Here is a 15,764-nt window from a genome sequence, read left to right on the forward strand (position 1 = left end):
CGCATGCATAAACACAGAGGTTTCCCAAGTCGTCTCCCTGGAACGGATTATCAATTCACGATCCGTCGCCCGGGGAAGGACGGCGCGACGAAGCTGGTCGCCCGCGAACGATTTCGTGACAGGCGCCCGGCCGATCGCCGTGCCGATGCTGGCTTTATGCAGGCACTCTGGGAGGCATTCGGCGAGGAGCCTTTTGTGCGCGGAAACCTCGATGCGGGCCGTTTGGGATGGCTGCTGGGCCGAGAGGTTGTCGCCCTGGATGAACCATTCGACGCAGAGGATTACGATGCGTTGCTTCAAATCAATTTACCGCTCGCGCGGCAGAGCTTTCCGGAGATCTTTGAATGATTGCCCGTCTCTGCCTGCCGCGCGCCCAACATCGGGGATAATCGGATGTTCAAAAAGATACTGATCGCAAACCGTGGCGAAATCGCCTGTCGGGTTATCAAGACAGCCCGTGAAATGGGCATCGCGACGGTTGCGCTCTACTCGGATGCGGACCGCAATGCGCTTCATGTAAAAATGGCGGATGAAGCGGTCCATATCGGGCCAGCGCCCGCCAATCAGAGCTATATCGTGATCGAAAACGTGATGGCTGCCATTCGCGAAACTGGTGCGGAAGCTGTTCACCCGGGCTATGGCTTCCTTTCGGAGAACCCAAAATTTGCGGAGGCCTTGGCCAAAGAAGGCGTCGCCTTCATCGGGCCGCCGGTCGGGGCGATCGAGGCGATGGGTGATAAGATCACATCCAAAAAAATCGCGCAGGAGGCGGGGGTAAGCACGGTTCCCGGCTACATGGGGCTTATAGAAGATGCCGATGAGGCCGTGAAGATTAGCCAGCAAATCGGTTATCCGGTCATGATCAAGGCCTCCGCTGGCGGCGGCGGTAAGGGCATGCGGATTGCGTGGAATGACGAAGAAGCCCGTGAGGGGTTCCAATCCTCGAAGAACGAAGCGGCATCATCGTTCGGAGATGACAGGATTTTCATCGAAAAATTTGTCACCCAGCCGCGCCATATCGAAATTCAGGTTCTCGCCGACACCCATGGCAATGCTGTGTATCTTCACGAGCGGGAATGCTCCATTCAGCGCCGTAACCAGAAGGTCATCGAAGAAGCGCCATCGCCGTTTTTGGACGAAGCGACCCGCAAGTCGATGGGCGAACAAGCTGTCGCTCTTGCACAGGCTGTCGACTATGCTTCGGCAGGGACGGTCGAGTTCATCGTTGACGGTGAACGGAACTTCTACTTCCTCGAAATGAACACCCGCCTACAGGTGGAACATCCCGTTACGGAGCTCATCACTGGAATTGATCTCGTCGAGCAGATGATCCGCGTTGCGGCTGGCGAGAAGCTGGCGATCAAGCAAAGCGATTTGAAGATTAACGGCTGGGCGATGGAAAGCCGTCTTTACGCAGAGGACCCATATCGGAACTTTCTGCCATCCATTGGCCGCTTGTCTCGCTACAGGCCACCGGCTGAATCACAAGACGCGACTCGTGTTGTGCGAAACGATACCGGCGTCTTTGAGGGTGGTGAGATCAGCATGTATTACGATCCGATGATCGCCAAACTCTGTACATGGGCGCCCGATCGCAAATCAGCGATCGAAGAAATGCGGATCGCACTTGATCGTTTCGAGATCGAAGGAATCGGACACAATTTACCTTTCCTCTCAGCGGTGATGGATCACCCGAAGTTTGTCTCGGGAGATATAACAACCGCATTTATTGCAGAGGAATACCCCGACGGCTTCGAAGGGGTCGCGCTGAACGAAGAGAGCCTCAAGCGCATAGCTGCTGCTTGTGCCGCGATGAATAGAGTCGCTGAAATCCGACGGTCGAGAATATCCGGAAGGATGGATAATCACGAGCGTCATGTAGGCGAAGATTGGGTGGTGTCGCTGCAAGGGCAGGATTTTGTGACCCAGATCTCGGCTGACAAGGGTGGTTCGACTGTCACCGTCGCTGGAGAAGCGTACCGCGTCGAGAGCACATGGGTACCCGGGCAGTCGCTCGCTGTTCTCGAAGTGAATGGTGTGTCGCTTGTTCTCAAAGTTGAGAAACGCACCTCGGGCTACCGCATTCGCACAAGGGGCGCGGACTTGCGCGTTTTCGTGCGCACCCCACGGCAGGCAGAACTCTCACAATACATGCTTGAAAAGGTCGCGCCTGACACATCGAAGCTGCTTCTGTGTCCAATGCCTGGTTTGATCGTTTCGATGAACGTATCGGAAGGAGATGAAGTTCAGGAAGGGCAGTCGCTCTGCGTTGTGGAAGCGATGAAGATGGAAAACATCCTTCGCGCAGAGCGAAAGGCGGTCGTGTCAAAAATCCACGCAGCGCCGGGTGACAGTCTGGCGGTGGACGAAATCATCATCGAGTTCGAATGATGCTCACGGCACCCGCTCAAAGCAGACCCTACCGTTGCTCGAGTAACTCTTGCTGGCGGATTGTGGATTTATCAATTGAGCGGGATACCTCGCGCATATGCCAAGGCGCTGGCTTGCGCAGAATGACCCTGCCGTCCTTGTCAAGCACGACAAGACCGAAGCCCCGCGGGCGCAGGTTATCGCGCCATTCTGACGGGTTCGCGCGGTCCGTGTCTGTGATGATGATAACATCCCGCTCGACGAGAACCTCGATCCGTTCTTCGATGAATTCCATTTGGGTGCGAAATTGCGGATCAAATGGGCTATCAGCAAAAACGATTAAAGGCCGAGCCTGCCAGATCAAATCGCCAGGAGATACTTCGTCCCCTTCAAAGATCGTTGCAGGCTCTTGCAGCCATGTTTCGAGCGCGTTGTCGGCCGCAACCAGCGTGCCTGACGCAAGCCATGCCAAGAGTGTTGCTGTGAATAAGTTCGGTCTCATACAAATCAATATAGTATCGGAAATTGCGAGTGCTAACCGAAAGTACGCGGAAACATGCAACTTCCCGAAAATAGCCATGAGCGCCAATACGAACTTCTTGAAACCAAGCGTTTCTACCAGCCATTTGAACAAAATGATGCCGGTGATCCCTCGGATCACCGGCCTTTCGGTATCGATCCAGAGGAGCCAAAAATGAGCCGCGATGACACCTGGAGAAACCTTGCCGCAAAAGAACTGCGTGGTAAGTCTTTGGATGAACTGCATTGGGACACGCTGGAGGGTATCAGGGTTAAACCGCTTTATACTCAGGATGATCTGGCGGAGGTGACGCATATCGGCTCCGTGCCGGGGGAGGAGCCATTCGTACGCGGTGTGAAGGCGACAATGTACGCTGGTCGTCCCTGGACCATTCGCCAGTATGCGGGGTTTTCCACTGCCGAAGAGTCCAACGCTTTTTACCGCAAAGCCCTCGCCGCCGGTCAGCAGGGTGTATCCGTTGCCTTCGACCTTGCGACCCATCGTGGGTATGACAGTGACCATCCGCGTGTAATCGGCGATGTGGGCAAGGCTGGGGTCGCAATAGATAGCGTCGAGGACATGAAAATCCTGTTCGACGGTATTCCGCTTGATCAGATTTCTGTCTCAATGACAATGAACGGTGCCGTGATCCCGATTCTGGCCAACTTTATCGTTGCAGGCGAGGAGCAAGGTCACGACAAATCGCTGCTTTCAGGCACGATCCAGAACGATATTCTCAAAGAATTCATGGTGCGGAACACTTATGTATATCCGCCCGAGCCTTCGATGCGGATCATTGCGGATATTATTGAATATACATCCGCTGAGATGCCGAAATTCAATTCGATCTCTATCTCTGGCTATCATATGCAGGAGGCTGGCGCGAACCTTGTTCAGGAACTTGCCTACACCCTCGCAGATGGTAGGGAATATGTCCGCGCTGCGATTGAGCGCGGACTTGATGTGGATAGGTTTGCAGGGCGGCTGTCGTTCTTCTTTGCTATCGGCATGAACTTCTTTATGGAAGCCTCCAAACTGCGCGCAGCGCGGCTTCTTTGGCATCGCATCATGTCTGAGTTTGAGCCGAAGAACCCCAAATCCCTGATGCTGCGGACCCATTGCCAAACATCCGGCGTCTCTCTTCAAGAGCAGGATCCGTACAACAACGTTGTGCGCACGGCTTATGAGGCGATGGCCGCAGCCCTTGGGGGTACGCAATCGCTACACACGAATGCACTCGACGAGGCAATGGCCCTTCCTACGGAATTTTCGGCGCGCATTGCTCGGAACACGCAGCTCATCTTGCAGGAAGAGACAGGGATCACGAATGTCGTAGATCCATTGGCCGGATCCTACTACGTCGAAACCCTTACTCAGCAATTGGCAGACGAAGCTTGGAAGTTGATTGAGGAAGTCGAAGAGCTTGGCGGAATGACCAAAGCTGTGGCTTCTGGTATGCCCAAACTGCGTATTGAGGAAAGTGCCGCGCGGCGTCAGGCCATGATTGATCGCGGGGAAGAAGTTATCGTTGGGGTCAATAAGTACCGATTGGATAAAGAGGATCCGATCGACATTCTGGATATCGACAACGCAAAGGTGCGCGACGGACAGATCGGGCGATTGCAGCGTGTTCGTGCGGAACGGAACGAGGCTACATGTCAGGGGGCGCTCGCAGAGCTGTCCAAGCGCGCGAAGGACGGTGGAAACCTGCTTGAAGCGGCTGTCGATGCGGCGCGTCACAGAGCGAGCGTTGGAGAAATCAGTATGGCAATGGAAAAAGAGTTCGGCCGTCATCGGGCGGAGGTGAAGACCCTCTCGGGTGTTTATGGCGCCGCCTACGAAGGTGATGAAGGATTTGCTGAAATTCAGCGTAATGTTGAAGCCTTTGCCACAGAGGAGGGCCGTCGACCGCGCATGTTGGTTGTGAAAATGGGGCAAGACGGCCATGACAGGGGCGCGAAGGTGATCGCAACCGCGTTCGCTGACATCGGCTTTGATGTTGATGTCGGGCCACTCTTTCAAACACCGGAAGAGGCAGCCCAAGATGCGGTTGATAACGATGTTCATGTCATCGGTATCAGTTCACAAGCAGCCGGTCACAAAACGCTGGCGCCAAAACTGGTTGAAGCGCTGCAAGCCGCGGGTGCCGGAGATATCATCGTAGTTTGTGGGGGCGTCATACCGCAGCAGGATTATGATTACCTATTTCAGCGCGGCGTAAAGGCAATCTTTGGCCCGGGTACCAACATCCCTAAAGCTGCCGCAGATATTTTGCGGCTCATCCGCGAAGCACGCGATTGAGCCGCAAGCCGTTTTCGAAGTGTTATGGTGTCTCGGCGGCCAACGGTTGCCGCTCTTCGCCGCGCGATGCCATCACGAGGACGGTGTAGCCAACAATGGCCGAAATCACCGATCCTGAAAGAACGCCTATGCGTACTTCATTCATCAAGGCGGGGTCAGAGAAGCTGAGCCCCCCTATGAAGAGTGACATCGTGAAACCGATACCAGCAAGGCAGGCGATGCCATATATATGCGCCCAAGTGACGCCAAAAGGCAGCCTAGCCAATCCCAGTTTTACCATTGCAAAGGTCACGCCGAAAACGCCCACTTGCTTGCCAACGATCAGCCCCAATGCAATCCCCAATGGGAGCGGAGCGAGCAGGTCCGAAATGCCAATCCCGCTCAAGACAACGCCAGCATTTGCAAAGGCAAATATCGGCACAATTCCGTAAAGAACATACGGCGTCAGACCGTGTTCGAGTGCGTGCAGGGGCGACTTCCCATATTTATCTTTAATCGGGATCAGGAACGCGGTTACGACCCCTGCCAGCGTTGCGTGTACCCCCGATTTGAGAACTAGGAACCACATTACAGCGCCAAGCAGAATAGCCGGCGCGATACGGTGGCTGCCATTCCTGTTGAGCAGAACAAGGCCTGCCAACGGGATAAGTGACAACAAAAGATAGTCAATTTTGAGATCTGCGGTGTAAAATAGCGCGATAATCACGATTGCGCCGAGATCGTCGAGAATGGCGAGTGTGAGCAGGAAGACTTTCAACGCAGCGGGCGCGCGCTTTCCGACAAGGGCGAGCACGCCGAGAGCAAAGGCAATGTCCGTCGCTGCCGGAATGGCCCATCCGCCCAGAGTTTCGGGCGAACTGCTATTGAAGGCAAAGAAAACTAGAGCAGGTACAGCCATGCCGCCGACGGCCGCAGCGCCGGGAAGGATTACGTCTCGGGGGTTCTTGAGTTTTCCTTCGACGATCTCGCGTTTGAGCTCTAAGCCAATAAGGAAGAAGAACACCGCCATGAGGCCGTCGTTGATCCATAGGATCAACGGTTTTTCCAAGCCAGTTCCATTCAGCGTGACGGCCAGATACGAACCGAGAAAACTTTCGTATAGCCCAGCCAGTGAAGAATTGGCGATTACCAATGCGGCAACTGCGGACAGCATCAAAAGGATGCCACCCGATGCGTCACTTTTGAAGAAGTCGTCAAAGGCTGTTCTTAAGTTCACGGTTCCCTCCAAATTATTTGGCTATAGCTATGCGCAAAAGCTCTGTTTTCAAGCGCTGCGACGTTAAAACCGTCCCAAAAGCTGTATTGGCCTTGGACATCGTGGCCGTCCTGTTACTCTCGAGCCAGATCATGTGTTGAAACGGTGTACTGAATGTCGATTTGGTCAAGAATTAGCGAGGCAATCGCAGCTTTGCGAGCAGGAGAGAGTCTCTCGACCGTTTTCGAGAAATTGAAAACACCACCAGAGCGTTCCGTTGCGTTTACAATCGCGGTTATCGCGCTTGGGGCGAAGATGGCGAAGGCCGATGGGCGCGTGACCCGTGATGAAGTGCAAGCCTTTCGGGAGATTTTCTTCATTCCACCCGAAGATGAAGGAAACGCCGCAAAGGTCTTTGATCTCGCGCGACAGGACGTCGCCGGATATGACATTTACGCGAGACGGATCAGGCGCATGTTTGGCGATGAAAAAGGCCCGCTTTGCGATCTGTTGGAGGGCTTATTTTATATCGCAATGGCAGACGGAAAGTACCATCCTCACGAAGATGCAGTTCTCACCGAGATAGCGCGCATTTTCGATATTGAGGAGGCTCAATTCAAAAACGTGCGTGCCAGATTCGTTCCAGACGCGGAGCGCGACCCGTACGATGTTCTCGGGGTCTCGCATAACCTCCCCTTGGCGGAAGTGCGTAAGGTATGGCGTGACCAGATCAAGGCATCGCACCCTGACAAACTTTTGGCGAAAGGCTTGCCGGAGGAAGCGATCAAGCTGGCCGAAAAGCGGGTCTCTGATTTGAACCGTGCGTGGCGCGAGATTAGCGGGAGCGCGGCTTGAGGATAGCCACCTACAATGTCGAATGGTTTGATGCGCTGTTTGATGAAGGTGGGCAGTTGCTGGATGATGATGAATGGTCGGGCCGCTACAATGTTACAAGAGGCGATCAAGCTTGGGCATTGCGCGACGTTTTTCGTGCACTAGACGCGGATATAATCCTCGTTGTCGAGGCGCCCGATCACAAGCCGAAGCGGCCTTCTACGAAGTGTCTTGAGCACTTTGCCAAGTTTGCAGGCATTCGGGCGACCACTGCCGAAATTGGGTTTCCAAACCAAACACAGCAGGAACTCGTCGTTCTTTTCGACCCGAAGGTGGTAAAACTGCGCCATGAACCGGTAGGGCACAAAAGCGGAAAAGCTGGGTTAGCCGACGCACCGAGGTTCGATACGGTTTTTCGATGGGACCTCGATAATGACCAACGCGGTGACCCTGTACGTTGGTCGAAGCCGCCGCTTGAACTGATCGTAAAACACCGAAGTGGCTTCGAATTTCGTATGATCGGCGTGCACGCGAAATCAAAAGCACCACATGGCGCCAAGAACGAAGTCGAAATGATGCGTCGCGCTGTTGAAAACCGGAAAAAACAATTAGCGCAATGTGTTTGGCTGCGACAGCGAGTCGAACAACATTTGAAAATGCACGAAGACCTCATTGTGCTGGGCGACTTCAATGATGGGCCGGGTCTTGATCCTTACGAGGAAGCGCTCGGAAAGTCCGGCGTCGAGATCGTTGCGGGACAAGATGGTGAGGCAAAGCTATTTGACCCTTCGCTGCTGATGGGCGCGACAATGACGACTTCGCGCTTCAAGTTAAAAGGCGACGATTATCTGGAAGCGCTGCTCGATTTCTTGTTGGTAAGCCCAGATTTCCTTGACCGGAAGCCGTTCTGGCGCGTTTGGCATCCACTACGGGATCCAGAAATTAACGCTAACAAGCGCCTTCGCGACGCACTTCTTCTAGCTTCTGACCATTTTCCGGTGACATTGGATTGCGAAATCGACCTTGGGAAGAAGTCACCTGTTTGATAGGTTGGTATCATGAAAAGAATGGTTTTGATCACGACACTAGCCTGCGCTTCGCTCCCGCTTTCTGCACAAGAAGCCCCCGAAAGCGGGGCTGAATTGATCGAGCGCGGCCTGTCGCTGTTTTTCCAAGGGCTTGCGGATGAATTGGACCCGGCTATCGACGAGTTCAGGCGTCTGGGAACCGAGATTGGCCCCGAACTCCGCGCCCTGCTGCTCGCATGGGGCGGCGGTTTGATCAAGCTGGCTGAACAGATTGATGATTTTGATCATTATGACGAGCCGGAAGTGCTTGAGAACGGAGACATCATCATTCGTCGGATGCCTAGCGCTCCGCCACTTGCCGTGACCTATGAAGTAGATCTCTAGAGTGCTTCGCTGATGACGGTTTCCCCGGTGGCGTCCAAGGCGACGGCCAGCGCGTCAAACCGTGACTGCGCAACTTCACCAAATAGGGGTTCGGCGTCCGAAGAAAGCGTGAGTTTCAGGTGTCGTTTGCGGGGCTTCCAGCGTATTTTCGCGGGTAGATCGTCCGATTGGAGCCAAAGCATAGCGCCGAGCCGCATCGCCTTTCCCAGTACTTCGGCGTCTTTCTGGCTTTCTTTCGAGATCATATCCAGCAAATGATCAAAGCGGGTGCTCTTCAATTTGTTTGTGTAACGATGCATGAGAGAAAGACCGAGAAACACGCGCTCCGCATGCTTGAGGCCGCCGAGGTTTGCGCGGGTCGCGTTGTCAAAAGCGACTTCCTCCCTGTAATCGGGATGCGCGCGCCAGCTCACGTCATGTAGCAGGCATGCAGCTTTTATCACCCGCTTTTGCTGCCAGTCGGCATTTGGGAATAGCGGGATCACAAAGTCATAGAGGACTTTGCCAAAACCGGGGAGGCGGGCATCCTTCGACTCGGCAAAGCGACATGCTTCAATCAGTGGGTCACGTTCCCGCAGATCGGGCGGCATTTGCTCGTAAAGCATACCTTCCCGAATTCCATAGGACGAAACAGTAATATCCTTTGGCTTGAAGAGCGCGATGAGTTGCTTGAGTATTTGAACGGCGATCGGCACAAGCGCCATACGTTCGCTGCTTATGCCGCAGCGACCGCGTAGATCTTCGAGGTTCGCGGACCAGATGTAATCTGCGGTTTTCGATATTTCGCGGGCAGTCATGCGGTATTCATGCAGGACGGTGAGCGGGTAGCCGCGCCGCTCCATGTCGATCCGCGCGATCGCACGCCACGACCCGCCGACCAAAAACAGCCGCTTGCCTGTTTCGTGGTCCATCTGCTGGTGAAGGTCTTTGATGATACGCTTGATGTGATCTTTAAGGCCGCGCTTCCCACCCGGAATGTCTCTCAGCTTTAGCGGCCCCAATGGGGATGTCAGTCGGTGCCCGACATTGCCATCGGCAAGGTTGGCAAGCTCCATGGATGATCCGCCAATATCGCAGACGAGCCCATAACTTCCGGGCCAGCCAAGGAGTACACCTTGTGCAGACAGCCGCGCCTCTTCCTGCCCGTCGACGACCCAAAGCCTGACGCCTGTTTCTCGCTCAACCTGCGCTCGGAATTCAGCGCCATCATCGGCTTCGCGGACGGCCGCTGTTGCCACGGCAGTTAGCGGCAGAATGCCCATCCCGCGCGCGAGAGCGGCAAACCGACGGATGGCCGAGATCGCACGCTCTTTACCTTCAGGGTTCAACTTGCCGGTTTCTGATAATCCCGCACCGAGGGCGCACATGATTTTTTCGTTATAGAAATAGGCGGGAGATCGTGCCGCGCCATCGAAAACGACCAGTCTGACCGAGTTCGAACCAACGTCGAGAACACCCACGCGGGATAGCGCCCGTGCTTGCGGATTGTCGAATATTGGCCTTCCAAACGGGCCCCATTCGGCATCTTCGGTCGTGGTCATCTTATCCTCACGAAGTTCGGAAAGGTGTTGCTCGGGCATCTGATGTCAATCGTCCGTGTGGGTCAACTTTGGAACGTCCGCCGCACCCGCGGACCCGCGCCCCGAAAGCGACGGATTTTCCATGAAGAACCGGTGACAGTTGAATGCGAAAGCACCTTCTTCGATCTGTTCTCGTCTGAAACTGCCATCGGCGGCCATCAGCCAACTTTGTGCAACGTCATGCAAATTGGCCGCCATGACTTGGCTGACGATTTGCGCTTTGACGGTCGGGTTGGTGATCTCGACGAGGCTTTCAACGCGACGGTTGAGGTTCCGGTCCATCCAATCCGCCGAGGAGATAAATACACGAGCCTTTGAGGAGGGAAGACCTGCGCCATTTCCGAAGCAGACGATGCGCGAGTGCTCGAGGAAACGCCCGATGATCGATTTGACGCGAATGTTCTCGGACAGGCCTCTGATGCCGGGGCGAAGGCCACAGATGCCACGGACGACAAGGCTGATCTTTACCCCTGCCTGACTTGCATCGTAGAGAGCGTCAATCACGTCCTCCTCGATCAGGCTGTTCATTTTCGCCCAAATGGCCGCAGGCTTTCCCGCGCGGGCAAGCTGGACCTCCGCTTGGATCATCTCGAGTAGTTTGCTCTTGAGGTTGAGCGGCGCTATGGCAAGGTTTTCCAAGATTGCGGGCTGGGCGTAGCCAGAAAGGTAATTGAAGACCTTTGTTGCATCTCGCCCCAGTTTGGCGTCGCAGGTGAATAGGCTGAGGTCTGTATAGACCCTTGCTGTGATGGGGTGATAGTTGCCTGTTCCGAAGTGGGTGTAAGTGACAAGACTGTCACCTTCCCTGCGCACAACCGTGCTGATTTTCGCATGGGTTTTGTAATTCAGAAAACCATAGACAACGTGCGCACCCGCCCGTTCGAGCCGGCGAGACTGGCGAATATTCGCAGCCTCATCAAAGCGTGCCTTGAGCTCGACCAGCGCAGTGACAGACTTCCCTTCCTCTGCCGCTTCGCAGAGCGCCTCGACAATTGGTGAATTGCGGGATGTGCGGTAAAGTGTTTGCTTGATGGCAACAACGTTCGGGTCTTGTGCCGCCTGCTTAAGGAAGCGGACGACCATATCGAACGTTTCGTAGGGGTGGTGGAGGAGCATGTCTTTTTGCCGGATCGCCGCAAACATGTTGCCGTCGTGATCCTGGACCCTCTCAGGCACCCGCGGGGTGTATGCGGGCCATAGCAAGTCACCACGTTCATCAAGGACGAGTTCTTTCAGGCTGCCGAGCCCGATCGGCCCTTCAACCTCAATGACTTCGTCTTCGGTGACGTGCAGTTCGTCCATAATCATCTGCCGCAAAGATGACGGGGCATCTGATGACAGCTCCATGCGCACCACTTCGCCACGGCGGCGACGCTTCAGGGCAACTTCGAATTCGCGCACCAGGTCTTCTGCTTCGTCTTCGACCTCGAGGTCACTGTCGCGGAGGACTCTGAAAGCGCAGAAGCCTTTCATTTGATAACCCGGGAATAGCTGCTTGAGATATATCAGCAGAACCTCTTCGAGCGGCACGAATCTCCCGGAGCCCTCGCCAGCAAGCCGGATAAAGCGATCAATCTGATGCGGGACCGGCAGCAACGCGCGTAATGAGCGGTTGTCTCCTTCACGCTTGAGCTGCAAGGCCAGCGCGAAGCCCTCATTGGGGATGAACGGGAACGGGTGCGCGGGATCAACCGCTAAGGGGGAGAGAACAGGGAAGACGCTGTTTAGGAACACATCTTCCAGATAGGCCAGATCGCTCTTATCAAGATCATCGCGCCCAAGAACGGAGATTGCTTCATCAGCGAGCAGGTCTTTGAGTTCGGCAAACACTGATTGTTGCCGTGCCATGAGCGCGCGTGCGTTCTGGTTGATCAGTGAGAGTTGTTCGACTGGGGTGCGTCCGTCAAGATGCGCGGTCGAACTGCCAGATTTTGCCAACTCACGCAGACCCGCCACGCGGACAGTGTAAAATTCGTCAAGATTGGTTGCCGAGATTGACAGGAAACGAAGCCGTTCGAGCAGAGGGACACGCTGGTTTTCAGCCTCTTCCAAAACCCGCCAGTTGAAGCCCAGCCAGCTTAGCTCTCTGTTGAAGAACCGCTCGGGGCCAGACAGGTCGTCTTCCACTTCAAGCGGCTCTGGAAAAGGGGAGCCAAGGAAATCGGTCAGCGTCATTTGGTGGCATGCCTTTCAGGGTTTGGTGGCATTATGGCAGTTGATCGCTACGCTGGTCCAGAAGCTCGGCGGCCAAAGCACGGTTGATTTTGCGTTTTCTTGCAAGAGCTTCGCTATCAAGTTCTGCGACGATTTTCTGCGCTGCTTCGAAGGAGCGCTCAATCCGATGCGCCAAGAACGAGACAAGACGAATATCGACGCTTATCTGTCGATCCTCGAAAAGCTTCATCAGAACGGCGCTGAGGAGCTGATCGTCCGGATCTGTGATTGAGACGCTGGAGGTGGCTTGCAAGCGGCTGGCGAGGTCGGGCAGTTTTACCGCCCACTGACTTGGTGGGGTTGCCGCAGTCAGTAGCAGCCGGCCGTTCCTATGTGACAGATCGTTGTGGATGTGGAAAAGCGCTTCTTCAGACTGGTGGGGAAGCTCTTCCAAATCTTCGATCACAAGATGGCTGGCCTCTGACAGAAGAGTAGATGGTGTTATCGCGGCGGCGGAGAGGATCTCTGCGCCGGTTTCTTGGGCGAAGACACGGGCCAGGTGGGTCTTACCAGAACCTTTGGAGCCATGAAGCGCGAGTTTCCCATTTGGCCAGTCATCTGGCGCCATGACAAGCGCATAGGCATGGGCATTGGCTTCTGAGACGAAATAATCGTCATGCACCAATGAAACCTGGCGGGGCAGGTCAAAGATCAATTGCTTGGACATTTAGTCTTTGTTCTTTCCGGCAAATCCTGTGTACAGGCGACCGGTTTTGTACTGCGCGATGGCAAAACGGGCGATGACGCCTAAAATCGCGGCGATTGGAACAGCTACCAACATGCCCACAAACCCGAACAAAGTGCCGAAGACCGATAGCGCAAAGAGAAGCCAGACAGGGTGCAATCCGACCGAGCCGCCGACCAGCTTGGGTGTCAGGATGTTCCCTTCGAGAAACTGGCCGAAGGCAAAGATCCCAGCTACGGCGGCGATCCAACCCCAATCACCCCAGAATTGGAACAGTGCCAGACCAACTGCGAGTACGCCACCGACCAGCGCGCCGACATAGGGTATAAAGGTGATTAGTCCCGCGATGAACCCAACAACAAGGCCGAAATTGAGCCCGACCAGCATGAGGCCAAGGGCATAATAAATCCCAAGTGACAGGCACACGGTACCTTGGCCGCGAATGAAGGAGGCGAGGGTGGTGTCTATGTCTCCAGCGATTTGGCGAATGATGGGTGCATGGTCGCGGGGCAGAAGTTCGTCGATGCGTGCCACCATGTTGTCCCAATCGAGCAAAAGGTAGAAGGCAACAACCGGCACGACAACGAGGAGAATAATCAAGTTGATCAGGCTCAGTGCCGATGTCAGCACCCCGTTGAAAAGTTGGCCACCCTTGGATTGCACCATTTCACCGATAGCGGTGAGTTGTTTGCGAATGGTGCTTTCGGAATCCACAAGTTCCGGAAAACGCTCGGTCAGCCATGTTTGAATAGTGGCGATGTAACTTGGTGCCGCGTCAATCAGCGCTGCTGCTTGCTGGATCAGAGTGGGGATGACGAGCAGTACCAAGAGCACAAATGCAATTGTCGCGACGAGAGCAATCACGGCAACCGATAGGATACGGTTTAATCCGAGGCGTTCCAATCTGTCGGCAATAGGGTCGAGAACGTAGGCGATTGCCCCGCCAAGGATGAATGGTAAAAGGACGTCGCCAAGCAGCCAAAGCACGACAAAAAAGACTGCGACAGCAATCCCCCAGTATTTGACTTGATCGCGGACAGGTAGCGCCATGGTTCCCCTTCGTTTTGGCTGTATGTCGTTCGTTGGCGCGGCGGTTGCAAGGTATTAGCTTGGTTTATTCTGCGTTTGCGCGCAATAGCAGGGCTTTGTCTGCTCTTGCCTGTCAGGTCGCGCTCTTCTACACCGCGTGGGACCAAAAGTTTCAACTAAGGAAACCATTCCATGCGCCTGAGCCGCTATTTCCTTCCTGTTCTTAAGGAAAACCCTGCCGAAGCCCAGATTGTGAGCCACCGCTACATGCTGCGTGCGGGGATGATAAAGCAGGCCAGTGCTGGCATTTATTCTTGGCTTCCAATGGGGTTCAAAGTTCTGCGGAAACTTGAGCAGATTGTGCATGAGGAACAAATCCGCGCAGGGCATATCCCGATGTTGATGCCCACTTTGCAGTCAGCGGATTTGTGGCGTGAGAGTGGCCGTTATGACGATTACGGTCAGGAAATGCTGCGGATCAAGGACCGTCATGATCGCGATATGCTCTATGGTCCGACCAATGAGGAACTGATCACGGACATTTTCCGTAGTCATGTGGGCAGCTACAAAGATCTGCCGCTGACGCTTTACCACATCCAGTGGAAATTCCGCGACGAAGTGCGCCCGCGCTTTGGCGTGATGCGTGGCCGTGAGTTCTACATGAAGGATGGCTACAATTTCGACCTGACGAAAGAGGACGCGCTGCATGCTTATAATCGCCATCTGGTAAGCTACCTGCGCACCTATGAGCGAATGGGCTTGCAGGCCATTCCGATGCGCGCTGACGGCGGACCGATTGGTGGTGATTACACCCACGAGTTTCTCGTTCTCGCGGAAACTGGCGAGTCGGAAGTTTTTTATGACAGCGAGATCACGGATCTCAAATTTGGTGATCGTGAAATCGATTACGACTCGGTTGATGCCTGTCAGGCCGTGCTGGAGGAGTTTACAAGCCGCTACGCACGCACCGACGAAACCCATGACGAAGCCCTGTTCAGCCAAATCCCTGAGGAGCGCCGTCGTTCGGCGCGTGGTATCGAGGTTGGACAAATCTTCTACTTCGGCACCAAGTATTCGGCGCCGATGGGCGCGGTTGTCGTGAATGAAAAGGGTGAGCGCGTGCCGGTTCATATGGGCAGCCACGGGATCGGTGTGAGCCGATTGGTTGGTGCGATCATCGAGGCAAGCCATGATGACAAAGGGATCATCTGGCCTGAGGGCGTGACGCCGTTCCACTGCGGGATCGTCAACCTCAAGCAAGGTGATGATGAAGCTGATGCCGCTTGTGAAGCAATCTATGCGTCGCTCACTGCGCTTGGGCTTGAGCCACTTTATGACGACCGCAACGAGCGTGCGGGTGGGAAGTTTGCCTCGATGGACCTTATTGGTTTGCCGTGGCGGATCACCGTTGGGCCGCGCGGATTGAAGAACGGGGTTGTAGAACTCACCAGCCGCCGCACGGGCGAAAGCGAGGAGCTGCCGCCGGAACAGGCGATTGCGCGGATTGCCCAGATCTACGGGAAGGCGCAGGCCTGAGGGCATGTTACAAACACGCGCGGGGGAGCCAGACTTGATGGCCCCTTGCGCGGGTGTGCGGCTTCTCTCTTTTCTGGCTCTACGACGC

Annotated in this window: 13 protein-coding genes; 7 read left to right on the top strand and 6 right to left on the bottom strand. The window is 55.0% G+C overall.

Annotated features, from left to right (window positions below; all coding sequences use genetic code 11):
• The first annotated feature begins 3 nt into the window (after positions 1-3).
• A complete protein-coding gene (locus AB1E42_RS05320; protein WP_368345958.1) occupies positions 4-348 on the top strand; it encodes a hypothetical protein in 345 nt (114 codons plus the stop codon).
• A 45-nt stretch (positions 349-393) separates the two neighbouring features.
• Positions 394-2,391 (top strand): acetyl-CoA carboxylase biotin carboxylase subunit, encoded by a 1,998-nt coding sequence (locus AB1E42_RS05325; protein ID WP_368345959.1) that lies wholly within the window; start codon positions 394-396, stop codon positions 2,389-2,391.
• Positions 2,392-2,419: 28 nt separating this feature from the next.
• Here the strand turns inward: AB1E42_RS05325 and AB1E42_RS05330 are convergent, their stop codons facing one another.
• Positions 2,420-2,872 (bottom strand): DUF4174 domain-containing protein, encoded by a 453-nt coding sequence (locus tag AB1E42_RS05330; protein ID WP_368345960.1) that lies wholly within the window; start codon positions 2,870-2,872, stop codon positions 2,420-2,422.
• A gap of 192 nt (positions 2,873-3,064) precedes the next feature.
• Here AB1E42_RS05330 and scpA point away from each other — a divergent pair, with 192 nt between their 5' ends.
• A complete protein-coding gene (gene scpA / locus AB1E42_RS05335) occupies positions 3,065-5,191 on the top strand; it encodes a methylmalonyl-CoA mutase (RefSeq protein ID WP_368346371.1) in 2,127 nt (708 codons plus the stop codon).
• 22 nt (positions 5,192-5,213) lie between these two features.
• On the opposite strand, the gene nhaA is transcribed toward scpA, so the two are convergent.
• Positions 5,214-6,344: a Na+/H+ antiporter NhaA gene (gene nhaA, locus AB1E42_RS05340; protein ID WP_368346372.1), complete on the bottom strand. Its 1,131-nt coding sequence runs from the start codon at positions 6,342-6,344 to the stop codon at positions 5,214-5,216.
• Between the two features lie 216 nt (positions 6,345-6,560).
• Here nhaA and AB1E42_RS05345 point away from each other — a divergent pair, with 216 nt between their 5' ends.
• Genes AB1E42_RS05345 through AB1E42_RS05355 form a run of 3 tightly spaced genes read left to right on the top strand, consistent with a single transcriptional unit; the run spans position 6,561 to position 8,632 of the window.
• Positions 6,561-7,241 (top strand): TerB family tellurite resistance protein, encoded by a 681-nt coding sequence (locus AB1E42_RS05345; RefSeq protein WP_368345961.1) that lies wholly within the window; start codon positions 6,561-6,563, stop codon positions 7,239-7,241.
• Positions 7,238-8,266 carry an endonuclease/exonuclease/phosphatase family protein gene (locus tag AB1E42_RS05350; RefSeq protein ID WP_368345962.1) on the top strand — a complete coding sequence of 343 codons (1,029 nt, stop codon included), beginning with the start codon at positions 7,238-7,240 and terminating at the stop codon, positions 8,264-8,266. The genes AB1E42_RS05345 and AB1E42_RS05350 overlap by 4 nt, the downstream gene beginning before the upstream one ends.
• Before the next feature lie 12 nt (positions 8,267-8,278).
• Positions 8,279-8,632, top strand: a complete 354-nt coding sequence (locus AB1E42_RS05355; RefSeq protein WP_368345963.1) for a hypothetical protein — start codon at positions 8,279-8,281, stop codon at positions 8,630-8,632.
• Here AB1E42_RS05355 and AB1E42_RS05360 read toward each other — a convergent pair.
• Genes AB1E42_RS05360 through AB1E42_RS05375 form a run of 4 tightly spaced genes read right to left on the bottom strand, consistent with a single transcriptional unit; the run spans position 8,629 to position 14,161 of the window.
• On the bottom strand, positions 8,629-10,212 hold the full coding sequence (locus AB1E42_RS05360; RefSeq protein WP_368345964.1) for a Ppx/GppA family phosphatase: 1,584 nt from the start codon (positions 10,210-10,212) through the stop codon (positions 8,629-8,631). The genes AB1E42_RS05355 and AB1E42_RS05360 overlap by 4 nt on opposite strands.
• Positions 10,213-10,218: 6 nt before the next feature.
• Entirely contained in the window at positions 10,219-12,387 is a 2,169-nt protein-coding gene (locus AB1E42_RS05365) for an RNA degradosome polyphosphate kinase (RefSeq protein WP_368345965.1), read from the bottom strand.
• A gap of 31 nt (positions 12,388-12,418) precedes the next feature.
• Positions 12,419-13,093: a DnaA/Hda family protein gene (locus AB1E42_RS05370; protein ID WP_368345966.1), complete on the bottom strand. Its 675-nt coding sequence runs from the start codon at positions 13,091-13,093 to the stop codon at positions 12,419-12,421.
• Positions 13,094-14,161, bottom strand: a complete 1,068-nt coding sequence (locus AB1E42_RS05375) for an AI-2E family transporter (RefSeq protein WP_368345967.1) — start codon at positions 14,159-14,161, stop codon at positions 13,094-13,096. It lies immediately after the preceding gene.
• A gap of 171 nt (positions 14,162-14,332) precedes the next feature.
• Between AB1E42_RS05375 and proS the strand changes: the two genes are divergently transcribed.
• Complete coding sequence (gene proS / locus AB1E42_RS05380; RefSeq protein ID WP_368345968.1) at positions 14,333-15,676, top strand: proline--tRNA ligase; 1,344 nt, start codon at positions 14,333-14,335, stop codon at positions 15,674-15,676.
• The last annotated feature ends 88 nt before the right edge of the window (positions 15,677-15,764 follow it).

Origin of the sequence: Pelagovum sp. HNIBRBA483, from assembly GCF_040931995.1 — a bacterium.
In the GTDB taxonomy this organism is placed as follows: Bacteria; Pseudomonadota; Alphaproteobacteria; order Rhodobacterales; family Rhodobacteraceae; genus JAEPMR01.